Genomic DNA, 24,475 nt, shown 5'->3' with positions numbered 1-24,475 from the left:
TTATTGGGCTTTCTCTGACATTAATGCGAGCTTGGCATATTTGTAATAGGTTGATTCTGCATTAGAAATAGCCAACATTACACCGTGTTTTCCATCAAGAAAGCCTCGACGAAGAAGATAAGTTCGTATAAAAGCCCAGAAGGACTTGTACAGTGCAGTGCCTAGTCCGCATCGTTTCCCGCGGGCGTATAATTGCTCAGCGCCTAAGGTTGAGTATTGATCAACTTTACGTAAAACTTGTTCTAAGTTTTCGTACGAATAGTGCTGCATCGGGTTAGAAAGTTTATGAGTTTTTCCGTTTAAAATTACCCGTTCATGGACTTTGTCATCAGAAAACACAGCTTTTTCTCGTTTGAATAAACGAAGTACATAATCAGGCGTCCAGCCGGAATGATCAATAAAACGGCCACAATATTGCGAATGGCGGGGGATCTTAAAACCATCGTATTGGGTTTGTTCGATGGCGTTTAATATCTCATCCTTTAAGGCATTATCAATTCTTTCATCAGCGTCTATAGATAACACCCATTCATTGTTTGCCAGTGCTAAGGCCCTATTTTTCTGTTCACCAAACCCCGGCCAATCTGTTTCTACTAAGGTACAGTTAGCTGTTTTATGGCAGATCTCTTGGGTGCCATCTTCACTGCCTGAGTCTACAACAATGATCTCATCTGCCCATGAAACTGAGTCGAGACAGTCTTGGATATTATGGGCTTCGTTTTTAGTGATAATAATGATTGAAAGCATCAAAGTATCTTCATGGATTTAAAAGGTTCAAGAGTGAGAGGCTAAAGCTCCCACCTTTATTATTTAGTAGTATCAGAATAGTTATTAGCCGTCTTCCATGTCGAACCGGTCACTAGAGCGATTAGGATCATAAAGAGCGCACCATCACCATGATCCATAAACGATGAATTAAACATGCAGGAAAGACACACGGTGAAAAAGAGTGCTGTTTTACATTGTTTTTGTAAAGCAGGTTGGTTTTTTTGTGTCAGAAAGCTGATCAGAAAAGAGATAAAGAGAAGTAAACCTATGATACCGGTTTGAACTGAAATTTGTAAAAACTCATTATGTGGATTTACGGTTGTTTTCCAATAGGTTTGAATTGCTTCATGTTGTAGGGCATAAACTTCGGGGAAACTGCCTAGTCCATGTCCTAGTAGCCAACTATCCATAAAACAGTAGAGCGACAAAATATAAAATTCAAGACGGATATCTGCTGCTTGTAATACGGATAGATTTATTTCGCTGGCGTTACTTATAACATCTAAGCGTCCTATGATTCTTAATTGTGATAAATCTGCAAAAAGTAAGAGCGCTATAGTACTGAGGCTACCAAGAGCGATCATGGCTATTAAGCCTTTGACCCGCCACTGTTGCCAACAAAATAAAGCGCTGAGTATGCAGATTAATAGGTATCCAAGGCGGCCATTCTCAATAAAGAATAAATTATGAAAAGTGATAATAAATAAAGCGATAAAAATTGCTCTATATCTTTTTGATATAGCTGCTGCTTGTAAGTTTATATAAGCAAAAACAGACATAGATATGCCATGAAATATACGGTTTTTAATACTATTTGGATTGTCCCAATAATGTATCAGATCGTAATGTATAAGGTAGGAAAAAAATAAAGAGAGGAATAATGCTGCATAGAGTGCTACTAAGGCATTTTTGCGATATTTGTCAATGGAGAAATAGATCATAAATAGAGGGATGAGTAAAAATTCCCGGTATTTTGACAGTATCTTTCCACTATAGTTTGTTTCCGCACTTGACCATAAGAGGCTGATTGCGAGCCAGATAAAGAGCAGTGTGGCAAGCAGCGCGGTTTGGTTGTTTTTTAACAGTGCTGGATATGTAGTAATATTTTTTGTGAAGAGTAAAAATATAACAGGAAGGCCTAAAAGTATATTGTGGGCGGCGTTCCCTAATAATGGAATACTAAAAATACCCGCTATTAAAATCCAAGCCCCTAGAGTTATTAGAATAGGCTGAGTTCGCGGGCTTTCTGAATGATCGAATGACATAAGGGTTATTTTCCCTGCGCAATTTTCAAATAAAGCTGTTGATGCTGAAAGCTTAGGTTATCCCAAGTTAATTTTAATGAATCGACTTTTTGTTCAGTCATTAGTTTTAATAGAGCTTGCTGCCAAGCTTCGGTCTGATTTAATGGTAGTACTAAGCCATGTTGCTCTTGGATCAATTCTGCAATACCACAGCAGTCCGATATTACAACAGGTAAGCCTGCTGCGTTTACTTCTGCCACAACCATTCCAAAGGGTTCGACCTCTGCAGGATGAATAAGAAGGTCTATATACGGCAATGTATCTTCTGAGCGTTGCCAGCCTTTTAGCTGGTAGTTGTCCTTAGGCCAATCGGTAAATAGATGTTCTATCTCTTCTGGTTCAGGCCCAGTCACAATAAATGTTATTTGAGGGTTTTGGTCGATTAAGGATTTAACCACCTTGACGGCAAATTCTAATCCTTTTCGCTGCCACTCTTTACCAATAAAACCAATGGTATGACCGTTGGATTTGCGTGAGAGTTGAGTAAATTGTTCTGACACGCCTGGGTAGGCGGGAAAGCCAAGTTTATGTGCTGCTGCGGGATATAATTTAGCTAGCTGATCTGAAACGAGCAGTGAGTTAGGCAATACAGTATAAACATTTTTACCAAACAGCTCACGCTTTTCTAAATATTCCCAAGTTGCAATACGGGGGGAAATAAAATCTAAAGCCCTTTTCTTCCGCATTAAGATAGAGGGGCCATGGAACGTAGTCACGTGGTGTTCTGCGCAACGTTCATGGCTGTGGATCACCCATTTATCTGTATCTATGCTGTTAAGATATTTAGAAACACGATTAGAAAACTTGATCATAGCAAGCCAACGAGGTTTTGGTTTTACCTCGCCGAGTTCTATAACGTCTATATTATTGTCGCACTGTTCATAAGCACGCTCACAAATGATTTTTACGCTTTGTCCCTGCTTGGCTAATGCATGGGTAAGCTCCCACACATAGCGTTCCATACCGCCAACAGGGCCATATCGACGAACAATGTGGATTGAAGATGTTTGTATATTCAAGGGTTACTTATCCAGATCGGTATAGTGTTTTTTGCTGATCTCAAGACCAAACATATCTTCAATTTTTAGCTTTAAACGAACTTTCTTGTCACGTTTGGTTAGTGTGTAATCTGGGTTAGGTTTGAAATCCCATTCGGCATCGGTTTTTAGCCAATCTTCTACGACCGCTGGATGAGTACCCTTAAAAGGTCGCAGAACCGCAGGGTCTATATCACCATATCCAGGAAAAGGTGCAGGCTTTTCATTCCAGTATTGGGAAACTTGGTTGATCTTTTCTTGCATCTTTGCAACGTTTCTTACATGTCCATAATGGTAGACATTACCGCCTGCATGGCGGGCTTTTGGATAGCGACCACGTTTGTTTTTATCGAGTACAACAAAGAACAAACCATCTGGCGCATAGCTACGAATTGAGTTTCTAATAATACGGGGCGCTCGACGGTATCCTGAAATACCTACTTGATCCGGTCGTCCATAAAAGTGGTAGAAATCAAAGTAGAATGCTTCAGTTTCTGGATCATCGAGATATTTTTCCATATTGCCACGAATCGTTTTGATCTCGTTTTCGTGTAAGACTTCATCGCCTTCAATATACAGGGCCCAGTCTCCTGTACAGTTGAAGTGGGCAATCATTTTTTGCTGGCCATAGACGTAGCCGCGGTCCTGCATTTTATCATTCCATGTTGTATGGATAATGCGGATTTTCGGATCGTCAATTTTATTTAGGAGCGCTTCTGTATCATCATCGCAGTCCCCTAATGCAATAATAAACTCATCACATAAAGGTAGGGCTGAGCGAATACTCTCTACAAAAGGGTAGCCTAGTGTCGAACCGTTTTTTAAAAAAGTAAAGCCACTGACTTTCACACGCGTCTCCTAAAATTAGCGTTCTTTCGTGTTATATAGTTTTTGGTCGCCGTCGGGCTGTGTTTTGAAACGTTTATGTACCCACATGTATTGGGTGGGTGCTTTCCTTACTCCCGCTTCTATCGCTAAATTCATTAAACGCGCGTCTTCAACTTCATCGCCACTGGGAAAGTCTGGAACAGGAACAATCTCCATAATATAGCCTGAATCATCCTCTTTTCTGCGTAGATGCAAACAAACAATCGGCGAATTGTTAAACCTAACCATATTAGTGGTGGCTGTGATTGTTGCGGCTGTTTGGCCAAAAAAGGGCACAAATACAGAGTTTTTTCGCCCAAGGTCCTGATCAGGGGCGTACCAGATAATGAGGTTCTGTTTTAGCTTTCTGATTATCTCGCGTATTTTTTTTCGTTCGACAGGGATGCTAAAAGAGGAACGCCCTTTAGTGATCATTGTATCCATAAGAGGATTGTTATGCTCCCTATAAGTGGTCGCTATTGGGGTTTTGTAAACTGAAAACAATAGACCGCCCAAGTCGAGTTGTGAGTAATGTCCCCCGAGTAAAATCGCACCGCGGCCAAGGCTAAGGGCGTCATCGAGGAGTTCGAAACCTCTGTATTCGGTACGCGCGATGAGCCTTTTTTTGTTACCCCAATAGGCCCATGCGGTTTCAACGATACCTATACCGTTATTTTTGAATACATCTTTTACGAACTGCTCACGTTCTTGGGGCGTTAATTCGGGGAAGCATAGTTTACAGTTAACGTCGGTAACATGACGTCGTTTAGGTAGTAGATAATACAGTGTAATACCGATTAATCGGCCAAAGCCCAAGCCTAGCCTATAGGGCAGCAAGGCAAGTAGCCTTAATACTAGAATGCCTAGCCATGTTGGCCAGTATTTGGGTGCAAAGAAAGAAGTTGATGTATTCACGATTTATGTATGTCTCTAGAATCAGTAGGGGATTATACCTATGTCAGCAATACTCAGCTAGATGGAAGGTTGGGCAACAGAGGCTAGCAAGGTACAATACGACTAATTATTTGTAATATAAGATAGATCTATATGACTGATCAGGTTCCAGCATCAGGAACAGGGATGAAGATATACCTTCGTCTCCTTGCATACGTACGGCCATACTGGCTGCCTTTTTCCCTAGGTATTATCGGTTTTATTATTTATGCCGCGACGCAAACTGGGTTTGCTGCCCTTATGGAATATCTTGTTGATGCTATAGGTGAGCAGAAAGAGGATGCCTATATATATGGGCCGCTTGCATTAATAGGGATCGCTTTTGCTCGCGGTTTAGGGACGTTTATGGGTAACTATTTTACCGCTTATGTAGCGAGGAATATTGTCCATCAACTACGCGTAGTGATGTTTGATAAGCTGCTCGTTATCCCTTTAGATTATTATCACAATAATGCATCAGGTCATATTCTTTCTAAAATATCCTATAACGTTGAGCAAGTCACTAATGCTGCAACGGAGTCGTTAAAAATTAGTGTCAGGGAAGGCATGACTGTGATCGGTTTGCTTGTATACCTGTTGTATCTCAATTGGCAATTAACTTTAGTTTTTGCCGCTGTGTCCCCATTTATTGCGCTCGTCGTGGCTGTTGCCTCTAAACGTTTTCGCCGTTTAGGTCACCGTATTCAAGATTCCATGGGAGAAGTAACCCATGTAGCGTCTGAAAACGTACAGGGTGTGCAGGTAGTGCGTATCTTTGGTGGCAGCGATAAAGAGCGCCACCGTTTTGAACAAGCAAGTGGGCAAAACTTGCGTCAGAGCTTGAAGATGGCAACCACTGAAGCGCTGAGCACGCCCATTGTACAGCTCATTGTTTCGAGTGCTTTAGCGCTCCTGATATTTCTCGCGTTACACCCGCTAATGAGCACCGGTATGAGTGCGGGGCAGTTTATTGCCTTTATTACCGCCGCCGGTTTGATCGCTAAACCCTTGCGCTCGCTAACTGAAGTTAATGGCGCAATTCAGCGAGGTATTGCTGCTGCGCAGAGTATCTTTGAACTCATTGACGAGGAAACAGAGAAAAATAGTGGTTCGTTAGTGAGTGAGCGAGGTGAAGGTCGCTTGCAACTGCAGAATTTAAGTTTCTCTTACCTGCCCAATAAACCGGTATTGACCAACCTTAATCTGTCGATCGCTCCTGGACAAACAGTGGCTTTTGTCGGTAAATCGGGCAGTGGTAAGTCTACCTTAGCAAATTTGTTGCCTCGATTTTATGAGCCAACTTCAGGTGATATCTTGCTGGATGGTCAATCCCTTGCCGAGTATGACTTAGCCTCATTACGAAGCCAGATTGCATTAGTGACGCAGAGTGTAGTTCTCTTTGATGGCACAATTCGAGACAATATTGCTTATGGTGCCATGCCTAATGTGAGTGAGAAAGATATTCTTGCCGCCGCGGAAGCCGCTCATGTAATGGAATTTGTGGCCAGAATGAGTGACGGCTTGGACACGGAAGTGGGTGAGAAAGGCACTAAATTGTCCGGTGGGCAACGTCAACGTATTGCTATAGCGCGGGCTATTCTTAAAAATGCCCCAGTGCTTATTCTTGATGAGGCAACATCGGCTTTAGATACTGAGTCGGAGCGGCATATTCAAGCGGCATTGGAAAATGTGATGCAAGGACGAACCACTTTGGTTATAGCACATCGGTTATCGACCATAGAGTCCGCAGACCAGATTGTGGTGATGGAACAAGGTCAGATCATTGAGCAAGGGACTCATAAGGAGTTATTGGCCATGGGACGTACCTATGCCGGTTTATATAAAAAACAGTTTAGTGAAACTGCAGGGTCCTCAAAAGAAAGTACTGGAGATATTGAATGAAAATCCATATGCCACGTTTTGATAAAGCTCAGGTACTTGTGGTTGGTGACCTGATGCTTGATCGTTATTGGCAGGGGCCGACTTCACGCATCTCTCCTGAAGCGCCTGTACCTATTGTAAAAGTGGAACAGCATGAAGATCGTCCCGGTGGGGCAGCAAACGTCGCCCTTAATGTCACCGCACTAGGTGCCGGTGTTTCACTGGTAGGGTTGGTAGGTGATGATGAGGCGGGGGTAGCGCTTGAAAAACAGTTGCAATCGGCCCGTGTACACTGTGCTTTTTCTAAGGCGGAGAATGAGCCGACAATTACTAAGCTACGCGTGATTAGTCGCCATCAGCAATTGATTAGGTTGGATTTTGAAGAACCTTTTTCCCATGACTATAGTGAGCAGCTAGCCAATGCTACTTCGTCTCTTTTAGAGAATGTTGGTGTTTTGGTGCTGTCTGATTATGGGAAAGGGACGTTATCTGATTGTCAGAGCCTGATTCGTGATGCTAAAAGTAATAATGTAGCTATATTGGTGGATCCTAAAGGGTGTGATTTTAGTCGCTATAAAGGAGCCACACTGCTAACGCCCAATCTTTCTGAATTTGAGGCGATTGTTGGTGTTTGTAAAACAGAAGAGGAGTTGGTCACACGAGGTCAGGCACTCGTTAAAGAGTTGGACCTTGAAGCGTTACTGATTACTCGCAGTGAACAGGGCATGACACTCATTCGTGCTAATAAAGAAGAGTTACATTTTCCTGCACGTGCTCGAGAAGTGTTTGATGTGACAGGTGCGGGGGATACCGTCATCTCAACGTTAGCGGCTGCATTGGCTTCAGGTGAAGATCTCCCTAATGCCGTTGCGCTATCTAATATTGCTGCCAGTATTGTTGTTGGTAAGCTGGGTACAGCGGCGATTAGTGCGCCAGAACTTCGTCGAGAGGTTAGCAAGGAGCAAGGTGCAGAGAAAGGGGTCGTGACTGAAGAGCAGCTACTTATAGCCTTAGCTGATGCTCGAGCGGCAGGGGAGTCCATCGTTTTCACTAATGGTTGCTTCGATATTCTTCATGCTGGCCATGTAGGTTATTTGGCGCAAGCCCGTGCTCAAGGTGATCGTCTTGTATTAGCGATAAATAGCGATGAGTCAGTGAGTCGTCTCAAAGGCCCAGGTCGGCCTATTAACCCTGTCGAACGGCGAATGGCCGTTCTCTCCGGTTTAGAGGCGGTGGATTGGGTGCTTTATTTTGATGAAGACACACCTGAACGCTTATTAGAACGGGTTCGTCCTGATGTACTTGTTAAAGGCGGTGATTACGGTATTGAAGGCGTTGTAGGTGGGGAATTTGTGCGTGGCTATGGCGGTGAAGTCAAAGTACTGTCATTTCTTGATGATTGCTCGACAACGGCAATAGTAGAAAAAATTCAGCAAGATAGCGACGCATAAACCGTAAAGGGTAGGAACGCTATCTTCGGTTGATAGCGTTCTCTGCTGCAGCTATGTTCTTGCGTAAATGGTCAGGGTTGATGGTGCCAATAATCGCGGATGTTACGCCTGGATGAGCAAAGATATAGTCAAAACTGGCTTGTACAGGGTCTCCGTTTGAAGCCGCACAAATATGCCCTGATGCGAGTGCCTTTTTTAGTAAAATACCTTTGTTATTTTGTGCAGCATAATCAAGCACAGGTTCCTCCTCTGTGTGATCTAAGTTATACGTGACCATTGCACAATCTGATTGTTGCAGCGCTAAAAGTCCACCCTCGATAGTTTTGGTCGACATCCCGCTTGCGCGTATCTTTCCTTGAGCTTTTAACTCATTTAACGCTTGAAGTGTGCCGTAGCGCTCTATGATTTCTACATCATTACCGTCGGAATGGATTAGCAACATATCAATATAATCGGTATCAAGGCGTTTTAAGCTACGTTCTACACTAAATTGCAGATGTTCAGGGGTGAAAATATAGCTGGATTGACCTGTTGAGTTATCAAACTCTTCGCCTGCTTTTGAACAGATAATCCAGTCTTGCCGCTGTCCTTTGAGTAACTTACCTAAACGCTCTTCACTATTGCCATAAGCGGGCGCTGTATCGATTAAATTAATCCCTAACTCTTTAGCTAGAGCAATAAGATCGCTGGCTTCCTTATCGCTAGGCAATACAAAATGTGTAGGATATTTTACGCCCTGATTTCTGCCGAGCTTGACGGTTCCCAAGCCAAGGGGGGAGATATTTAAACCCGTATTAGCCAACTGACGTTTTAGCAAAATAGAGTCTCCCAAACAGGCTCTGCGGTTTCAGGTTTTGGCAGTATTTGTAGGGGCTGTAAGCTATTACTTTCTACTGTTTGGCTAGGTTGATCACATAAAGATAATACTTGATCGGCAAGGTCGGGAGAGAGCGCTAGTTTAGTGGGCCAAGCCACAATACAGTTACCTACTTTTTCTGCATAAGCGGAATCTGGCCTTACCAGTGCTGATTGTTTCGGTTCTGCACGGTTAATGTGAAACGCTGCCCATTCCGCCTGAGATAGATCAACCCAAGGCAGCAGGGTAGTAAGCTCCTTTTTTGCAAAGGCTATCTGTTCTTGCTCTGTACGATCCATGCCAGTTTCTGCGACGTTACCCCCTAAATACCATATATGCTGACCATCCTTACAGGGATGGGTTGTGATGGTTGCGACAGGTTTACTGCCAGTGCCAATACAGTGGGCATAGGTTGGTAGGTCGTATTGGTGTTTAACCATTACCATATGCAAAGGGCGACGCTGCATTTCGGGTTGGCGGATATCTAGTGTTTTAGCTAGTGCTTCAAAACCTTCACCTGAAGTGAGTACTAAATTATTAGCTTCTAAGTGGAGATTTTGGGTAGGAAAGAAAATTCCTTTGATGGTTTTACCGTCGCTCTTAATCTGAGCGTTAGTGATATCGGCCTGATAGATTCTATTTTCTACTGGTTGGCGTAGCTTGTTGATGACACTAGGGATGTCTAAAACCAGCTCATTTAGACGATATAGCGAACCTTTGAACTGTTTGTTTTTGAATACCTGTGGGCGCTCATTAGCGGAAACTTCTTCAACCCTCCCTCTAAAAGCTTTGGTCGCAAAGAATGTTGTCATGCGAGAGCCAAGAGAGCCTTTTGACCACATATAGTGGGCATCTGAAAGGATATTTACACCGTTTAGGTTGATCTCACCTTGGCCATCTAAGCAGTCACGCCAGCGTTGAGGCATCTCTTTAATTGTATTTGAGGCCTGTGTCAGAACACCGCTCAGTGCGTATTTGGTGCCGCCATGAATAATGCCTTGAGAGCGTATTGATTGCCCTCCACCTAAGGTGCTTTTTTCCAGCAAAATAGCATTAAAACCTGCGTTAACTGCACGATTTAATGTCCATAGGCCCGCGATACCGCCACCTATAATAATTAGGTCAAGCTTTAGGGTGTTCATAAAAGGCTTCGTTGCAAAAGTTTAGTGGGCCATTATAGGCAAGTGCAGGGGGCGCTGGCTAGGTTATCAGGATTGATGAGAAAAATGACTTAAGGTATAGAAACCATGTAAGCATGATATAATTGCTGTCTTTTGTTTGTGGCTGAAAAACTGTAATGAATCGTCTGCTCTATACCTTTTTATTTTATCTCGCGCTGCCTTTTATTTTAGGCCGGTTATGGTGGCGAGGTTTGAAAGCACCCGCTTATAGAGAGCGCTGGCTAGAACGGTTGGGTTTGTTTAAACCTAAAAACAAGATGGGCAAGCAGCCGCTCTGGATTCATGCTGTTTCTGTCGGTGAGGTTCTAGCTATAGTGCCTCTGGTTAAGCTGATTCAGGCGCGTTATCCAGATATACCTATTGTGATGACAACTATGACGCCGACAGGGGCTGAACGAGTAAAGGCAAGTTTTGCTGATACTGTGACCCACTACTACTGTCCATATGACCTGCCTTGTGCTCTCAAACGTTTTATTAAAAAGCTAAATCCTCGGGCCTGCGTAATTGTAGAAACTGAGCTATGGCCGAATCTTGTTAATAGTTGCGCACACAGTGTTATTCCTTTACTGGTTGCGAATGCACGGTTGTCTGAACGCTCAGCTAGAGGTTATATGCGATTTAGTACATTGGCGCGGCAGATGTTAGAACAGATCAATATGATAGCCGTACAAAATGAGATTGATGGCCAACGGTTTTTAGATTTAGGTCTGCCTTCTCGCTCTATGTCGGTCACTGGGTCAATCAAATTTGATGTTAAAGCGCCAGAAGGAAGTGAACGTTTGGCCTACGCATTGCGCCAGATGTGGGGCGAATCACGGAAAGTCCTCATTGGTGCGAGCACCCATGAGGGAGAGGAATCAGAATTGATTGCGGTTTATCAGCAACTACTATCCGATTACCCCGATCTTTTATTAGTGGTTGTGCCTCGTCATCCTGAACGTTTTGATCGGGTAGCAGAGCTAATTAAGCAAGCTGGTCTGAAATTAGCGAGGCGTAGTTTAGGGCAGCAACCGGAGAGTCGCACACAAGTGTATCTGGGCGATACTATGGGAGAGTTAATGAAACTATTGGCTGCTGCAGATATCGCTTTTGTTGGCGGCAGTTTGGTTGAGCGTGGCGGACATAACCCACTGGAACCTGCGGTGTTAAAAAAGCCGGTTATTATGGGGCCTCACTATTTTAACTTTCAGTTGATCTGCGACTCCCTTCAGCAGGCTGGTGGCTTAACCGTTGTGAGTGATGCTGATGGACTTGCTGGCGAGCTAAGGCGTCTATTAGACGATACGGAGCTGTTGAGCAGCCAGGGGCAGGCAGGGTATCAATTTGTTATGCAAAATCAGGGCGCATTAGAGAAACTATACGCCCTGACGGATGAATACTGCTTAAAGGATTAAGTGTTTTCTGACGTTCGGCGATCCATCTCTTCACATAACCAGTGGCCGATAAAAATATGAGCTTCTTGGATGCGTGCGGTTTCATCGGATGGTATACGGATGAGATGATCAGCAATCTCATTGAGTTGGCCGCCATGAGAACCCGTCCAAGCCCATGTTTTGCAACCTATTTCAGATGCTGCTTTGATGGCATCAATAATATTTGCGCTATTACCTGATGTAGATATACCAATGATGAGATCTTCTGGTTTAGCTAATGCTTGAATTTGGCGGGTAAAAACAGTGTCAAAGCTGTAATCATTACTATGGGCGGTCAGTATTGATGTGTCTACCGTCAGGGCGATGGCTGATAAAGGCTTTCTTTCGGCTTTGTAACGAACAACAAATTCGGCGGCTAAATGTTGGCTGTCAGCTGCGCTACCGCCATTGCCCATAAAAATAAGTTTACCGCCTTTTTGAAGGCAAAGATCGATCTGCTCTACCAGTTGCTCGGTTTCAGCTTTGATTGTTTGTAGTTTGTTAAACGTATCGAAGTGGCGCTGCAATGCATTATCAAATGACATGTTTACGCCCCTGCCAAATCAAATTCAAGGGTTTCGCCCGCTTGTTCACTAAATGCGCGGGTCAGGAAGGGACTGAGTTGCTCTCCATTACTGTCTAATACCCAGCTAGCTTGTTCCGCATCATAGTCAAAATGGTAACCGCCGCTTTTAGTGGCAAGCCAGAGCTGTTTAACAGGAGCTTGTCGGGTGAAAATAAGCTGAGTTTTGTTTTCGCAGATAATGGTCAGTATGCCACCACCTTGTAGTACATCTATATCTGTTTCAGCTTCATCTAGAATCTCTTCAATTTGTTCTAAGGTTGCGTCAACACGATCGTTAAATTCACTCTCAGTCATTTCTCACTCCGGCTAGTTAAAGCCTTCAAACATGGGCTATGGCATAGGAGTATATCAAGCTAAACTGAAAATCCGAAGAATGATTCTCATTATACCGTCGTGTTTCTGCCTGCATTTAGCTAAAAAAGGTTATTTTATTTGTCTTTAAAGAAGGTTTTTTTAACTAAATTTGAAAACGGTTTTATGAATATTTCTGGTTATAGGTATAATCGATAGATTATGCCGTTTATTTGGGGAAATCTGCTGTGAAAGCACAGACGAAATGTATTGGGTTGGTCATGTTGTTAAGCTTACTTATCTTGGGTGGTTGTGGTCAAAAAGGCCCTTTGTATCTGCCTAGTGAAGAAGCAGATAAAAATTCACAGCAGAAATAGAATGTTAAGAGATTTTTAATGGATACATTTGAGTATAGAAACGAACAGCTTTGCTGTGAAGAAGTGGCTTTGACGCAAATTGCTGAAGAGTTTGGCACCCCAACCTATGTTTATTCAAGAGATGCACTAGAACGCGCTTATCTTGCTTATGCAGAAGCTTTAGAAGGGCGAGATGCTCTCGTATGCTATGCAGTAAAAGCGAATTCTAATATTGCAGTATTGAATGTATTAGCTCGTTTAGGCGCTGGTTTTGATATTGTTTCTGCAGGTGAGCTTGAACGGGTTTTAAGAGCGGGTGGCGATGCTTCTAAAGTCGTTTTTTCAGGGGTAGGCAAACAGCCTTACGAGATTATTCAAGCGCTTAATGCGGGGATCCGCTGTTTTAATATTGAGTCAGAAGCTGAATTAGTTCGTGTTAATGATGTGGCTGCTGCTGAAGATAAAATTGCCGCTATATCATTTCGTGTAAATCCTGATGTTGATGCGGGTACACACCCTTATATATCTACAGGGTTAAAAGATAATAAATTTGGTATTGATATTAATGAAGCTGTACGCATTTATAAGCGCGCAGCAGAGATGAGTAATGTTGATATTGTCGGTATGGATTGCCATATCGGTAGCCAGTTGACTGAAGTTGCGCCATTCTTGGATGCTCTTGATCGTGTTTTGGTTTTAGTTGATAAGTTGGCTGAAGAAGGCATTAAGGTTAAACATTTAGATTTAGGTGGGGGACTTGGTGTTTGTTATACCGACGAAGAACCGCCTACTCCGCAAGAGTATATCGCTGCTGTTTTAGAGAAATTAGGTGATCGTGAGTTAGGGTTGATTTTTGAGCCGGGCCGTTCGATTGCTGCAAATGCTGGCGTGATGCTAACGCGAGTTGAGTTTTTGAAGTGCACGGATGAGAAAAACTTCGCCATAATTGATGGCGCAATGAATGACCTTATACGCCCTGCGCTATACAGTGCTTATCAAGATATTATTCCAGCCCTTTTGCGGGAGGGTGGAGAAACTAAATCTTGGGATCTAGTGGGCCCGGTTTGTGAAACGGGTGACTTTTTAGGTAAAGATCGCGCTCTAAATTTAGAGCCAGGTGACCTGTTGGCGGTTTGCTCTGCCGGTGCTTATGGTTTTGTGATGGCATCTAATTACAACAGCCGTGGTCGCCCAGCTGAAGTGATGGTTGATGATAGTCAGCACTATCTTATTCGGAAACGTGAAACTTTGACGGATCTTGTTAGAGGTGAGCAACTTTTACCTAAAGATCGTTAGGAGCTTTATCTATGTTAGTTCGTTTCACTAAAATGCATGGGTTAGGTAATGACTTTATGGTGCTGGATCTTGTTACTCAGCGTATTAAAGTGACACCTAAACTTGTAAAAAAGCTCAGTGACCGGCACTTAGGTGTTGGTTTTGATCAGCTACTCATTGTTGAGCCGCCGACAGAGCCCGATGTTGATTTTCGTTATCGGATTTTTAACCAAGATGGCTCGGAGGTTGAAAACTGCGGTAATGGCGCTCGCTGTTTTGCTAAGTTTGTGCGTGATAAACGGCTTACAGGTAAAACGACTATTACTGTGCAGACGGCCAATGGACGTGCACAACTGAAGGTTCATCCCGATAAAAAGGTTGAAGTGGATATGGGGGCGCCTATTCTTCAACCGGAGGCTATTCCATTTGTAGCTAATCAGCAGGCAATTACCTATTCCGTTGATCTGGATGTGAAAGGTGAGACACAGACTGTTGAGCTGAGTGCTGTTTCTATGGGTAACCCTCATGCTGTTTTGTTGGTTAATAGTACAGATGAAGCCCCGGTAGAAGTCTTGGGGCCGCTTTTGGAGGCTCACCCACGGTTCCCAGCCAAAGCTAATATTGGCTTTATGCAGGTACTTAATCGTAATGAAGTTAATCTACGTGTATTTGAGCGTGGCGTAGGGGAGACCCAAGCTTGTGGCACAGGTGCCTGTGCAGCCGTTGTTGCAGGGGCATTGCGTGGTAAGCTTGATATGCCAGTTACTGTGCATCTACCTGGTGGTGATTTACAGATTGAATGGCATGGTGAGGAACAGCCCGTTATTATGACTGGGCCTGCAACAACGGTTTTTGAAGGACAGGTTTTTATATGAGTGATCAATTAGAACAGCTGACAGAGGCAAAGGTTGCTGATTTTTTACAGCAGAATCCGGACTTTTTTACTCGTAATGCTAAGTTGCTAGAAAAGTTATATGTACCTCATGATACAGGTCGAGCTGTTTCGTTAGTCGAGCGCCAGACGACTGTATTGCGCGAGAAAAATCAGAATCTTACGTCACATCTTTCAGATCTGATCGATATTGCTCGTCATAATGATGTTCAGTTTGAAAAAACTAAACGCATGGTACTTGCCTTGCTCGAATCTGAAACATTAGATGATATAGCGGTCGCTATTGATGAAAGTCTTTGTCAGGATTTTGCGAGTGATACAACCTCATTGATTTTATTTACCCATAAACCTTTGGATGTCAATAATTTGCGTCTGATGGATCAAGATAGCGCTAGTGTTATCAGTGGGTTGATGAGTACCAATCTTCCGAGCTGTGGACAATTAAGTAAGGCTGAAAACGAGTTTATTTTTGCGGCTGACGCGATCAAAGTGCAATCTGCGGCGGTAGTGCCTTTAGTTCAGGGAGAGGCTTTAGGTTTATTGGCTGTCGGTAGTTTTGATCCTAATTATTTCACAAGTAGTCAAGGAACTGTTTTGCTTAGTTACGTTGGTGAAGTGTTAAGTCGTGTTGCTTATCGGATTATGCGCCAACAGGAATATTAAATTTTCACACAACAAGATGGAGAAGATAGTTTGAAGGAAGCTCAGCTTGAGCAGTTTTTGCACTATCTCTCTACTGAAAAGCAACTGTCTCATCATACGCTAGATAACTATGCACGTGATCTTGCAAAGTTTAGTGACTTCATTGATGAGCAGGACCTATCTCAGTGGGCTAATGTAGAAGCCAAACACGTTCGCCAGTTTGTGGCTAAAATTCATCGGCAGGGGCTATCTGGCGCTAGTATTCAACGGGCGCTGTCTGCTACGCGTAGTTTTTATCGTTTTCTTGCCCGAGAGCGCCTAGTCGAGCAAAACCCTGCGCTTGCGGTTCAGGCGCCAAAATCATCACGTAAACTTCCTAGTACACTGGATGCAGATCAGATGGTCCAGTTATTAGATATTCCTATTATTGACGCAGTGTCTGCTAGAGATGCTGCAATTATGGAGTTGATCTATTCATCGGGTTTGCGTATCTCTGAACTTGTTAGCTTAGATATGCATAGTATCGATTTAGCGGACCATAGCTTAAGAGTTACCGGTAAAGGCAGTAAAATGCGTATGTTGCCTATTGGCGGTAAAGCGATTGCGGCGATTGATCGCTGGTTGGATTATCGGCATGAGCTGGCCGATTATAGCGAGAGTGCGCTTTTTGTTAGCAAACGGGGTAGTCGTATCTCGGTTAGGGCCGTGCAGCAGCGTATGGATTACTGGGGTAAACGGTTAGGGCTGCAAGGCAAAGTTCACCCTCATCGCTTGAGACATAGTTTTGCGAGTCACATGTTGGAATCCAGTGGAGATCTACGTGCTGTGCAAGAACTTTTGGGGCATGAAGATATCTCCACGACCCAGATCTATACTCACTTAGATTTTCAGCATTTAATGCAGGTTTATGAAGGTGCGCATCCTAGGGCACATAAAAAGGCAAAGAAATGATTAAATGTATAACCTTTGATCTTGATGACACTTTATGGGCTGTTGATCCCGTTATAAAACAGGCCAATCAGACAATGTTTGATTGGTTGGCTCAATATGCGCCTGCGTTTACTCGCTGCTATCAGTTAAAGGATTTAGCCCTATTAAGAACGATTGTTTTGTCAGAACAGCCTGATATTGCCCATAGTGTGACTCAAATTAGAATGGCTCAATTACGCTTTGGTTTAGAGAAGGCGGGCTATTCGGCGCAAGATGTTGAGTTATTAACAGAGCAAGCCTTTGATGTTTTTTTACATGCGCGCCAGCAAATTAGTTTTTTTGAACATGCCCGCGAGATGTTGTCGGCGTTAAAGGAACAAGGTTATTTACTGGGTGCGTTAAGTAATGGGAATGCAGATATACATAAAGTGGGTTTGTCAGATCTTATGGATTTTCAGTTCAAAGCCGATGATGTAGGTGCGATGAAGCCCCACCCGCTCATGTTTGAGCAGATGTTAGCGTATACAAACTTGCGTCCCGAGCAAGTTGTACATGTAGGTGACAACCCAGAGCATGATATTGTGGGAGCTGAAGCCGCAGGTTTGTGGACAATCTGGGTTAACCTGAAGCAAGACGCTCATATCCCAAATGCCAGCAAAGAAGTAAATTGCTTGAGTGAAATAGTGGTAAAAGTTGAAGAAATTAGTGAGGAGGCTGTTAATAAGGTGGTTTTGTAAGTATCCATTCCAAATGGATTATAAAGTACAACCTGTTGTCCTATCCTTTTTTAATGTCAGTTTTCTTACTTTACTGTGAACAATTTATTAATTCTTTTGTCTTAAGTGCAGTTTCCTATAAAATGAGCTCCACTTTAGTGCACCAAAGGCAGCGGTACGTTGCTAACTTCAGACTCGGGGTATGGTGTATTCTTTCTAGCTATTTGAATTAAATGGATTATTGTAATGCAGTCATTTGCAATGCTAATGCTACGCTCTCTGTTTTATTTATTATTTATTGTGGGTGTAGTGCACGTTTTTTCAATGGAAGGCTACTCCCAATTGAGGAACAGTGATTATGGTGAGCATTCGACCACTGAATATATGCATGACGCGTTTGCATTTATTAGCTGTGTGGTGTTTTTTATAGCGGCAAAATTAAGCCAGTCGCTCAGGCCTGCACTTGTAGTGGTGGCGACATTAGTTGGTTTAATGTTTATTCGAGAGCTTGATGCATTTTTAGATGAGGAGCTTTTTGATGGCGCTTGGCAAGTATTAGTTTACAGTTCTATCGCGGCGTCGGCATTTTACTTGTTTAAGCAGTCTTATCCCATCAAGGAATCCTTGATTGAATTTTCCCGTTCTGCCAGTGCTGGTATTTTTCTGAGCGGGATTCTGGTTGTTTTGGCCTTCTCAAGATTGTTTGGCCGAGGTTCGTTTTGGGAAGCTGTCATGGGTGATGGTTATGTGCGAGTGGTAAAAAATATAGCGGAAGAAGGTACAGAGTTAATGGGTTATTCGTTGCTGGTTATCGCAGCAGTGGAACTTTTGTGGCAAGTAATTAGCAAAAGACGAGCGGATAAGGTTTAACAAAGACTCAGCAGATGGGTATAAAAAAAGCGTGGTATGCCACGCTTTTTTTATGTGTAACAGTTTATGTCGCTGCAAATGTAGGTCAACGTAGGCTGTTATGGGGGCTTATCTGGACTGATGGTGACTTGATTTTTAATCGACAAGCTAAGGTCATTATTGCCTTTGCTATCTAGCTTAAAGAAATATCTCTAGCAGATCATTTAAGAATAAGCGGCCTTGTTGAGTCGGTACTAAGCGATTATGGGATGCGCTTAGTAGCCCTCTCTTTATTGCGCTATCAAGCAGCGGCGATAGTGTGGTTAGTGGGATACCTGTACGTTCAGAAAATAACTGTTTAGGTACTCCTTTATGTAAGCGCAGGGCGTTCAACATAAACTCAAAAGCACGATCACCTTGTTCTATAAGCTCATGACCTACCAGTCGGCTACTAGGTTGCATATAAGCTTTAGGTTGTTTCTGTTTCCAACGACGAATAATTTGTTGTTCTTCTAATAAAGTAATTTTGCCGTGGGCACCTGCCCCTATGCCTATGTAATCACCGAAGGTCCAATAGTTTAAGTTATGTTGTGATGGAGTATTCCCTTTAGTGTAAGCGGATATTTCATATTGTTCGAATCCTGCTTGTTGGATGTGCTGGAGCCCTTTTTCTTGAATGGACCATAGTGTTTCATCCACCGGAAGTTGAGGTGGTTTGGCATGAAACTCTGTATTTGGCTCGATGGTGAGCTGATACCACGAAAGGTGATCGGGTTGAAGATCAATAGCTTGCTGTAGATCGGCTAAGGCATCATCTTCTGTTTGGTTGGGTAAACCGTGCATAAGATCTAAATTCAGCTTAGGGAAGAGCTCACGCGCTAAGGCTGCTGCTTTTATCGCTTCGTCTGCACAATGAATACGTCCTAGGGCTGTTAGCTGTGAATCATTAAAGCTTTGGATGCCGATAGACAGGCGATTGATGCCTGCTTCTCTGTAGCCAATAAATTTATTTCTCTCAAAAGTACCTGGATTTGCCTCCAGAGTAATTTCTGCGTCGGTGCGGATAGGAATGATAGTGTGGATTTTCTGTAGTAAGTGTTTATAGCTATCGGCACTGAATAAGCTGGGGGTTCCTCCACCAATAAAGATACTCTGTATCTCACGGCCTTGGGCAAATTGGCGCTCGTCATTTAAGTCATCAAGCAGTGTTTTAATATAACCGGCTTCGGGTAAAGCCTCACGCTGAGCATGGGAATTAAAGTCACAATAGGGGCATTTCTGCACACACCATGGTACGTGTATATAAAGTGAGAGTGGTGGGAGTAGAAGGCTCATAGGAGATATTAATCGCTCAGTTCGATGTTTTAATCGATGCTAAATAAGGAGCTATCGTCTTTTTGAGCAGTGCTACAGCTTGCCCACGGTGACTGACTTTGTTTTTCTGTGTTGGGCTTAGTTGAGCTGATGCGCTATTTAATTCAGGCACCCAAAACAGCGGATCATAACCAAAGCCTTGTTCTCCGCATTCTTTTTCAAGAATGATGCCGTCCCAGGTTCCTTGGCAAATTAAAGGGGTGGGATCGGTTGCATGGCGCATAAAGGCAAGTACACAGCGAAAACGTGCGCTGCGTTGCTCTGCCCCTAAACCAGTTAGTTTTTCTAATAGCAATGCATTATTTTTTGCATCGTTGGCATCTAAACCTGAGAAACGGGCAGAATAGATTCCCGGGGCTCCATTGAGGGCATCGACTTCAAGACCTGAATCATCTGCTAGTGCAGGTAAACCGGTAATTTTTGCGGCATGACGGGCTTTTAAAATTGCATTTTCAACAAAGCTTTGACCTGTTTCGTCGGCATCGGGGACATCAAATTGGGCTTGTGGAATGACTTCTACATTGAGTTCACTTAGTGCGTGGTTGAACTCATTTAGTTTCCCTTTATTTCCACTAGCTAAAACAATCTTCTGGACCATGTTTGCTGCCTTTTTCTTATGTAGCGCTTTTAATTAAGTGGGGGTATACAAAAAAAGTGTGCATGATATGCACACTTTTTCATGACCTTTAGTGAAGTTTAGTCTTCGTAAAAACGTTGTTCAAACTTAACCGTGAAGGCGGGTTGATTTGGATCGGGCTGTACATCTAGAGCCAAACGAAAGACTTGGCTGTTGGTGAATCCAAAATGAGCTAAATAGTAGATTGCGCTACCTTCATCTATTTTTTTAAACGCTAGTTTCTGAGGTTGATCCGCCAGGTTAGTGGCTGTTCCGGTGACAACTGCTTGTACAGGTATTTTTTGATTGCCGTCAACTTTAAGAACTGAGACGTTGATTAATGCTCTGCGTTTGCTTCGTGATATGCCAATGTTTTTAGCAACATCAGGTTGTATAAAGGTGCTATTAAAGGCGTTGTAATGTATCTCATAGTTTCCATGGGATACATATTGATCTGCAAATAGCGGTTGGCTGATTAAAGTGACCACTGCTAGTAGTGTCGTAACTGCCCATTTAGCTAGTTGATTCATAATTTCCCCATTTATTTTGTGATTCTATAAATAGCAATTTCACCCAGCATATTTGGCCATAGATGAATCCACCAACGATGCTGGTGTTCATTATCTACAACTGTTCGTTCCATGATATATATATTGCGTTCTACACATAGTCGCTCAAAGTCTTTAAATGTACAGAAGTGGGTATTGGGTGTGTTATACCAAGTATAGGGTAGGAACTTAGAAACAGGCATTTTTCCGCGGAATGCAAGGTAGCCTCGTGCTCGCCAATGGCCGAAATTTGGAAAAGTGACGATACATTCTTTGCCTATGCGCAGCATTTCATCAATGATTTCATCGGGACGCATCATGATTTGAATCGCTTGGGTCATGATGACGGTGTCAAAAGTATTATCTTTGATTGAGGCTAGGCCTTCCTCGATATCTTTTTCAATAACGTTAACGCCTTTGCCTATACATTCGGTAATGTTCTCTGGGCCTATTTCTAAGCCGTAACCGGATGCTTGTTTTTCACTATGTAAATAGTGTAGAAGCTCACCATCACCACAGCAGAGGTCGAGAACTCGCTTTCCGGGCTCTACCCAATCTTTAATTAAATCTAGATCTGCGCGCATTATGAGGGCTCCTTGCTGGTCAGGCTGTTAGTGTCAGCTTCTACCCGTTGCATATAGGCGTTAAAGACATCAAGGTAGCGAGGAATCGGGATTAAGAAAGCATCATGGCCTTGCGCCGCTTCGATTTCCGCATAACTAACCTGTTTATCGGCATCAACTAAGGCGTCCACAATCTCTCGTGAGCGTTCAGGAGAGAAGCGCCAATCAGTGGTAAAAGAGATCACCATAAATTTCGCTTTTGCTTTTGCCAGCACCTCAGACAAGGGCTTGCCCTCTGTAGCGGTTGGATCAAAGTAATCCAATGCTTTTGTCATAAGCAGATAAGTATTGGCATCAAATTCAGTAGAGAAGCGCTCTCCTTGATAGCGAAGGTAAGATTCCACCTCAAATTGAGGGGTGAAATCATAACTAATTTGACCTGATCGAAGTTCTCGACCAAATTTACTCCGCATACCATCATCAGAAAGGTAGGTAATATGCCCCAGCATGCGAGCGAGCATTAAGCCAACTTTCGGCACTTCATCTTGAGCATAGTAATGGCCATCATGAAACTGTGGGTCTTTACTGATTGCTTGTCTTGCCACTTCGTTAAAGGCGATATTTTGTGCAGAGAGCTTGGCTGCAGCGGCGATGACCATACAATGGCGAAGACGGTCTGGGTAATTGATCGACCATTGTAACGCTTGCATGCCGCCTAAACTTCCGCCGATAACGGCTGCAAATTGTTCGATCCCAAAATGGTCAGCTAAACGGGCTTGGCTCTCTACCCAATCATCAACGGTGATGATTGGGAAATCCGGGCCGTAAGGCTGACCAGTTTCAGGATTGGGTTGATTTGGGCCACTGGAACCATGACAACCACCAAGGTTGTTAAGGCCGATAACGAAAAACTTATTTGTATCTATCGCTTTGCCTGGACCTATAGCAGAATCCCACCAGCCGGGTTTTTTATCTTCGTGACTGTGGTATCCAGCAACATGATGGTTTCCAGAGAGTGCGTGGCAGATCAAAATAGCGTTGGAACAGTCTGCGTTTAGCTCGCCATAGGTTTCGACCATAAGGTGGTAGCTATCAAGTACTCGGCCGCAACTGAGTTGTAAGGGTTCATTAAAATCAATTTTTTGAGGTTGGACGATTCCAACAGAATCTTCTGGAATAACAGCTGGCATTTCTCAACTCGACTCTTTAAATACTATCTATCAACAGGCCATGTAATGACCTTAAGCTTATCCATTTTCTTTAGGCGAGCGTCACATCTCATAAAAGATGAGCAGGTGATTGAGAGGGATGTAAGATAATGCAGCCACGTTATTGAATCTCGATATTCAGTTGTTCAGGAATTTTCTTTGGTTGAGCTATTTTAACGCGTTTTTGACGTGCAAGCTCACCCTTGATAACACTTACTGCATTCTTAGCTACGCCAAACTGTTTAGCAAGGAATTTAATAAGATGAGCGTTTGCTTTGCCATCCACTGGGGGAGCGGTAATGCGAATTTTTAGGCTATCGCCATGTAAACCGCAGAACTCATCTTTACTTGCTTTAGGTTGTAAATGGCAGTTCAGTAAAAGGTTATCTGACTGCCATTGGTACCAGTTCATATTAATAGAGCAACCTGCCTAATTGAGACTGTAAAATTTGGATGACGATAAAGATTAGAATAGGCGATAAATCTAAACCACCAATAGGTGGGATCACTTTTCGGGCTAAAGAGAAGACGGGTTCTGTTAACTGTTGAATCAACTGAGGACCCGGATGGTAGCTTCCTGGAGCAATCCAACTGATAACTACAGAGGCTAGTACAGCCCAAAAGTAGATATTTAAGATAGCATCGATGACACCTACAACAGAATACATTGATAATTGTAGGATATTAGGCATAGCTAAGCCTGATACAAGAACAAGCAGAGAAACTACGGCCATCTTCACGGCGACAGCATAAAGCAGGGCCGAGGGATCAATTTTACCTATCCGTGGAATGATGCGACCTATCGCGATAATAGGAACATTGGTTAATTTGGCAATCGCTTGTGAAATCGGATTGTAGTAGTCAGCATGGGATACCTGTAACAAAAAGCGAAGGACAACGATAAATGCGTACATCTCGCCTAGTGTTCGGATAATCAAAATGATTGGATCCTGTGCCATGATAATTCCTATATGACTAAATTAAGTTAAAGAGAACAAGCCCCTGTTTTGCAACAGTATAAAAGTATAAGAGTATAGAAGCTTGTCTCATCGAGTTGAAATTTATATTAGGTTTCGTATGTTAATCTTTGCCCAGTTCTTCAGCCAGTTCAACTGAGCGATCATTACAGGCTTTCATTGCCGTATCAAACAGGTCCGGTAAGCCGCCCTCTATAAAACGTAATATAGCTTGCTCAGTGGTACCTTTAGGTGATGTGACACGACGACGGAGTTCAGCTGGATCTACATCACTATTTAAGGCCATTTTTGCAGCGCCGAGTGCAGTTTGTAGTGTAAGTTGAGTCGCTGTCTCATCGGATAAGCCTAAGTTTTTACCCGCAGCAATCATCGATTCCATCACTAGGAAGTAGTAAGCAGGGCCAGAGCCTGATACTGCGGTGACGGCATCCAGTTGTGATTCCTGTTCAACCCAAATTGCGATGCCTATAGCTTGCAGCACGGTTTCTGCTTGTAAGCGTTGTTCTGGGGAAACTTGATGGTTGGCGTATAGAGCACTCGCACCTGTTTTTACCAAGGCGGGTGTATTTGGCATGCAACGTACAATGGCAATGTCACTGCCTAGCCATTTATCAATACTTGGAGCAAGAATGCCGGCAGCAATAGAAACGATTAACGGTTTCTGTGTCTGAACTGTTGCTGCAATACCCTGTGCAACTGTCTTTAATACTTGAGGTTTAACGGCTAAGACAACTAAATCAGCGGCGGCGACAGCTGCATTATTATCTGATGTCGTGTGTAAGCCCTGCTTGGCAAGATCGGCTAAGCCTTTGATATCTGGCTCACTTGCCCATATCTTATCTGCTGGGTAGCCATTACTAAGTAAGCCGCCAATAATAGCACGAGCCATATTGCCAACACCGATAAATGCAAGAATGGGTTGTGAGTTCACAGTTAATTCCTTACTTATAAATTTAATGGGG

Annotated in this window: 27 protein-coding genes; 10 read left to right on the top strand and 17 right to left on the bottom strand. The window is 43.3% G+C overall.

Annotated elements, in window-relative coordinates:
• The 5 genes from A3774_RS09830 to A3774_RS09810 all read right to left on the bottom strand — a co-directional run bounded on the left by A3774_RS09830 (nucleotide 1) and on the right by A3774_RS09810 (nucleotide 4,891).
• The gene (locus A3774_RS09830; protein ID WP_067866709.1) at nucleotides 1–747 is read right to left on the bottom strand and encodes a glycosyltransferase family 2 protein; all 747 of its coding nucleotides are present in this window, start codon (nucleotides 745–747) and stop codon (nucleotides 1–3) included.
• 59 nt (nucleotides 748–806) lie between these two features.
• On the bottom strand, nucleotides 807–1,547 hold the full coding sequence (locus tag A3774_RS16790) for an O-antigen ligase family protein (RefSeq protein WP_197468047.1): 741 nt from the start codon (nucleotides 1,545–1,547) through the stop codon (nucleotides 807–809).
• A gap of 491 nt (nucleotides 1,548–2,038) precedes the next feature.
• On the bottom strand, nucleotides 2,039–3,091 hold the full coding sequence (locus A3774_RS09820; RefSeq protein ID WP_075107951.1) for a glycosyltransferase family 4 protein: 1,053 nt from the start codon (nucleotides 3,089–3,091) through the stop codon (nucleotides 2,039–2,041).
• 3 nt (nucleotides 3,092–3,094) lie between these two features.
• Nucleotides 3,095–3,958 carry a glycosyltransferase family protein gene (locus A3774_RS09815; protein WP_067866706.1) on the bottom strand — a complete coding sequence of 288 codons (864 nt, stop codon included), beginning with the start codon at nucleotides 3,956–3,958 and terminating at the stop codon, nucleotides 3,095–3,097.
• A gap of 15 nt (nucleotides 3,959–3,973) precedes the next feature.
• A complete protein-coding gene (locus tag A3774_RS09810; RefSeq protein WP_067866705.1) occupies nucleotides 3,974–4,891 on the bottom strand; it encodes a lysophospholipid acyltransferase family protein in 918 nt (305 codons plus the stop codon).
• Nucleotides 4,892–5,023: 132 nt separating this feature from the next.
• Here A3774_RS09810 and msbA point away from each other — a divergent pair, with 132 nt between their 5' ends.
• Entirely contained in the window at nucleotides 5,024–6,811 is a 1,788-nt protein-coding gene (gene msbA / locus A3774_RS09805) for a lipid A export permease/ATP-binding protein MsbA (RefSeq protein ID WP_067866702.1), read from the top strand.
• Nucleotides 6,808–8,241 (top strand): bifunctional D-glycero-beta-D-manno-heptose-7-phosphate kinase/D-glycero-beta-D-manno-heptose 1-phosphate adenylyltransferase HldE, encoded by a 1,434-nt coding sequence (gene hldE / locus A3774_RS09800; RefSeq protein ID WP_067866700.1) that lies wholly within the window; start codon nucleotides 6,808–6,810, stop codon nucleotides 8,239–8,241. Before msbA ends, hldE begins: the two co-directional genes overlap by 4 nt.
• Before the next feature lie 19 nt (nucleotides 8,242–8,260).
• Here the strand turns inward: hldE and A3774_RS09795 are convergent, their stop codons facing one another.
• Together A3774_RS09795 and A3774_RS09790 are read right to left on the bottom strand one after the other, a co-directional pair.
• On the bottom strand, nucleotides 8,261–9,058 hold the full coding sequence (locus tag A3774_RS09795) for an aldo/keto reductase (protein WP_082792406.1): 798 nt from the start codon (nucleotides 9,056–9,058) through the stop codon (nucleotides 8,261–8,263).
• Nucleotides 9,052–10,239 (bottom strand): FAD-dependent oxidoreductase, encoded by a 1,188-nt coding sequence (locus tag A3774_RS09790; protein WP_067866697.1) that lies wholly within the window; start codon nucleotides 10,237–10,239, stop codon nucleotides 9,052–9,054. The genes A3774_RS09795 and A3774_RS09790 overlap by 7 nt, the downstream gene beginning before the upstream one ends.
• Nucleotides 10,240–10,394: 155 nt before the next feature.
• On the opposite strand from A3774_RS09790, the gene waaA reads away from it, so the two are divergent.
• Nucleotides 10,395–11,672 (top strand): lipid IV(A) 3-deoxy-D-manno-octulosonic acid transferase, encoded by a 1,278-nt coding sequence (gene waaA / locus A3774_RS09785; protein ID WP_067866696.1) that lies wholly within the window; start codon nucleotides 10,395–10,397, stop codon nucleotides 11,670–11,672.
• On the opposite strand, the gene A3774_RS09780 is transcribed toward waaA, so the two are convergent.
• Both A3774_RS09780 and cyaY read right to left on the bottom strand, forming a co-directional pair.
• The gene (locus A3774_RS09780) at nucleotides 11,669–12,235 is read right to left on the bottom strand and encodes a D-sedoheptulose-7-phosphate isomerase (protein WP_067866693.1); all 567 of its coding nucleotides are present in this window, start codon (nucleotides 12,233–12,235) and stop codon (nucleotides 11,669–11,671) included. The two genes, waaA and A3774_RS09780, sit on opposite strands and share 4 nt — an antisense overlap.
• Nucleotides 12,236–12,237: 2 nt before the next feature.
• Nucleotides 12,238–12,570: an iron donor protein CyaY gene (gene cyaY, locus A3774_RS09775; protein WP_067866692.1), complete on the bottom strand. Its 333-nt coding sequence runs from the start codon at nucleotides 12,568–12,570 to the stop codon at nucleotides 12,238–12,240.
• Nucleotides 12,571–12,815: 245 nt separating this feature from the next.
• On the opposite strand from cyaY, the gene lptM reads away from it, so the two are divergent.
• The 7 genes from lptM (at nucleotide 12,816) to A3774_RS09745 (ending at nucleotide 18,248) form a co-directional block, all read left to right on the top strand.
• Nucleotides 12,816–12,944, top strand: a complete 129-nt coding sequence (gene lptM / locus A3774_RS16390; RefSeq protein ID WP_075107950.1) for an LPS translocon maturation chaperone LptM — start codon at nucleotides 12,816–12,818, stop codon at nucleotides 12,942–12,944.
• Between the two features lie 18 nt (nucleotides 12,945–12,962).
• Nucleotides 12,963–14,219 carry a diaminopimelate decarboxylase gene (lysA, locus tag A3774_RS09770; RefSeq protein ID WP_067866691.1) on the top strand — a complete coding sequence of 419 codons (1,257 nt, stop codon included), beginning with the start codon at nucleotides 12,963–12,965 and terminating at the stop codon, nucleotides 14,217–14,219.
• An 11-nt stretch (nucleotides 14,220–14,230) separates the two neighbouring features.
• Nucleotides 14,231–15,073 (top strand): diaminopimelate epimerase, encoded by an 843-nt coding sequence (gene dapF, locus A3774_RS09765; RefSeq protein WP_067866690.1) that lies wholly within the window; start codon nucleotides 14,231–14,233, stop codon nucleotides 15,071–15,073.
• Nucleotides 15,070–15,753: a DUF484 family protein gene (locus tag A3774_RS09760; RefSeq protein WP_067866688.1), complete on the top strand. Its 684-nt coding sequence runs from the start codon at nucleotides 15,070–15,072 to the stop codon at nucleotides 15,751–15,753. The genes dapF and A3774_RS09760 overlap by 4 nt, the downstream gene beginning before the upstream one ends.
• 30 nt (nucleotides 15,754–15,783) lie before the next feature.
• Nucleotides 15,784–16,683, top strand: a complete 900-nt coding sequence (gene xerC, locus A3774_RS09755; RefSeq protein ID WP_067866687.1) for a tyrosine recombinase XerC — start codon at nucleotides 15,784–15,786, stop codon at nucleotides 16,681–16,683.
• Nucleotides 16,680–17,399 carry an HAD family hydrolase gene (locus A3774_RS09750; RefSeq protein WP_067866686.1) on the top strand — a complete coding sequence of 240 codons (720 nt, stop codon included), beginning with the start codon at nucleotides 16,680–16,682 and terminating at the stop codon, nucleotides 17,397–17,399. The genes xerC and A3774_RS09750 overlap by 4 nt, the downstream gene beginning before the upstream one ends.
• Nucleotides 17,400–17,624: 225 nt before the next feature.
• Nucleotides 17,625–18,248 (top strand): hypothetical protein, encoded by a 624-nt coding sequence (locus tag A3774_RS09745; RefSeq protein WP_082792405.1) that lies wholly within the window; start codon nucleotides 17,625–17,627, stop codon nucleotides 18,246–18,248.
• Nucleotides 18,249–18,425: 177 nt separating this feature from the next.
• Here A3774_RS09745 and hemW read toward each other — a convergent pair whose 3' ends face one another.
• From hemW to proC, 8 genes are all read right to left on the bottom strand, one after another.
• Nucleotides 18,426–19,562 carry a radical SAM family heme chaperone HemW gene (hemW, locus tag A3774_RS09740; protein ID WP_067866684.1) on the bottom strand — a complete coding sequence of 379 codons (1,137 nt, stop codon included), beginning with the start codon at nucleotides 19,560–19,562 and terminating at the stop codon, nucleotides 18,426–18,428.
• A gap of 16 nt (nucleotides 19,563–19,578) precedes the next feature.
• Nucleotides 19,579–20,199 carry an XTP/dITP diphosphatase gene (locus tag A3774_RS09735; RefSeq protein ID WP_067866683.1) on the bottom strand — a complete coding sequence of 207 codons (621 nt, stop codon included), beginning with the start codon at nucleotides 20,197–20,199 and terminating at the stop codon, nucleotides 19,579–19,581.
• A 98-nt stretch (nucleotides 20,200–20,297) separates the two neighbouring features.
• A complete protein-coding gene (locus A3774_RS09730; RefSeq protein WP_067866682.1) occupies nucleotides 20,298–20,747 on the bottom strand; it encodes a DUF4426 domain-containing protein in 450 nt (149 codons plus the stop codon).
• 11 nt (nucleotides 20,748–20,758) lie between these two features.
• Nucleotides 20,759–21,349 carry a methionine biosynthesis protein MetW gene (metW, locus tag A3774_RS09725; protein WP_067866681.1) on the bottom strand — a complete coding sequence of 197 codons (591 nt, stop codon included), beginning with the start codon at nucleotides 21,347–21,349 and terminating at the stop codon, nucleotides 20,759–20,761.
• The gene (gene metX, locus A3774_RS09720; protein ID WP_067866680.1) at nucleotides 21,349–22,518 is read right to left on the bottom strand and encodes a homoserine O-succinyltransferase MetX; all 1,170 of its coding nucleotides are present in this window, start codon (nucleotides 22,516–22,518) and stop codon (nucleotides 21,349–21,351) included. Before metX ends, metW begins: the two co-directional genes overlap by 1 nt.
• A gap of 139 nt (nucleotides 22,519–22,657) precedes the next feature.
• On the bottom strand, nucleotides 22,658–22,948 hold the full coding sequence (locus A3774_RS09715) for a DUF167 domain-containing protein (protein ID WP_067866679.1): 291 nt from the start codon (nucleotides 22,946–22,948) through the stop codon (nucleotides 22,658–22,660).
• 1 nt (nucleotide 22,949) lies between these two features.
• Complete coding sequence (locus tag A3774_RS09710) at nucleotides 22,950–23,495, bottom strand: YggT family protein (RefSeq protein WP_067866677.1); 546 nt, start codon at nucleotides 23,493–23,495, stop codon at nucleotides 22,950–22,952.
• A 121-nt stretch (nucleotides 23,496–23,616) separates the two neighbouring features.
• Nucleotides 23,617–24,444 (bottom strand): pyrroline-5-carboxylate reductase, encoded by an 828-nt coding sequence (proC, locus tag A3774_RS09705; protein ID WP_067866675.1) that lies wholly within the window; start codon nucleotides 24,442–24,444, stop codon nucleotides 23,617–23,619.
• Nucleotides 24,445–24,475 lie beyond the last annotated feature (31 nt).

The organism is Neptuniibacter marinus, assembly GCF_001597725.1.
In the GTDB taxonomy this organism is placed as follows: Bacteria; Pseudomonadota; Gammaproteobacteria; order Pseudomonadales; family Balneatricaceae; genus Neptuniibacter; species Neptuniibacter marinus.
Note: the sequence above shows the minus strand (reverse complement) of the source record. Positions and strands in the feature narration are given on the sequence as shown.

Bases quoted from the DNA above. Each gene is read 5' to 3' on its own strand.
- A3774_RS09830 (WP_067866709.1), bottom strand. From the start codon at position 747: ATGCTTTCAATCATTATTATCACTAAAAACGAAGCCCATAATATCCAA.
- A3774_RS16790 (WP_197468047.1), bottom strand. From the start codon at position 1,547: ATGTCTGTTTTTGCTTATATAAACTTACAAGCAGCAGCTATATCAAAA.
- msbA (WP_067866702.1), top strand. From the start codon at position 5,024: ATGACTGATCAGGTTCCAGCATCAGGAACAGGGATGAAGATATACCTT.
- hldE (WP_067866700.1), top strand. From the start codon at position 6,808: ATGAAAATCCATATGCCACGTTTTGATAAAGCTCAGGTACTTGTGGTT.
- A3774_RS09790 (WP_067866697.1), bottom strand. From the start codon at position 10,239: ATGAACACCCTAAAGCTTGACCTAATTATTATAGGTGGCGGTATCGCG.
- waaA (WP_067866696.1), top strand. From the start codon at position 10,395: ATGAATCGTCTGCTCTATACCTTTTTATTTTATCTCGCGCTGCCTTTT.
- A3774_RS09780 (WP_067866693.1), bottom strand. From the start codon at position 12,235: ATGTCATTTGATAATGCATTGCAGCGCCACTTCGATACGTTTAACAAA.
- cyaY (WP_067866692.1), bottom strand. From the start codon at position 12,570: ATGACTGAGAGTGAATTTAACGATCGTGTTGACGCAACCTTAGAACAA.
- lysA (WP_067866691.1), top strand. From the start codon at position 12,963: ATGGATACATTTGAGTATAGAAACGAACAGCTTTGCTGTGAAGAAGTG.
- dapF (WP_067866690.1), top strand. From the start codon at position 14,231: ATGTTAGTTCGTTTCACTAAAATGCATGGGTTAGGTAATGACTTTATG.
- A3774_RS09760 (WP_067866688.1), top strand. From the start codon at position 15,070: ATGAGTGATCAATTAGAACAGCTGACAGAGGCAAAGGTTGCTGATTTT.
- A3774_RS09750 (WP_067866686.1), top strand. From the start codon at position 16,680: ATGATTAAATGTATAACCTTTGATCTTGATGACACTTTATGGGCTGTT.
- A3774_RS09745 (WP_082792405.1), top strand. From the start codon at position 17,625: ATGCAGTCATTTGCAATGCTAATGCTACGCTCTCTGTTTTATTTATTA.
- hemW (WP_067866684.1), bottom strand. From the start codon at position 19,562: ATGAGCCTTCTACTCCCACCACTCTCACTTTATATACACGTACCATGG.
- A3774_RS09735 (WP_067866683.1), bottom strand. From the start codon at position 20,199: ATGGTCCAGAAGATTGTTTTAGCTAGTGGAAATAAAGGGAAACTAAAT.
- A3774_RS09730 (WP_067866682.1), bottom strand. From the start codon at position 20,747: ATGAATCAACTAGCTAAATGGGCAGTTACGACACTACTAGCAGTGGTC.
- metW (WP_067866681.1), bottom strand. From the start codon at position 21,349: ATGCGCGCAGATCTAGATTTAATTAAAGATTGGGTAGAGCCCGGAAAG.
- metX (WP_067866680.1), bottom strand. From the start codon at position 22,518: ATGCCAGCTGTTATTCCAGAAGATTCTGTTGGAATCGTCCAACCTCAA.
- A3774_RS09715 (WP_067866679.1), bottom strand. From the start codon at position 22,948: ATGAACTGGTACCAATGGCAGTCAGATAACCTTTTACTGAACTGCCAT.
- A3774_RS09710 (WP_067866677.1), bottom strand. From the start codon at position 23,495: ATGGCACAGGATCCAATCATTTTGATTATCCGAACACTAGGCGAGATG.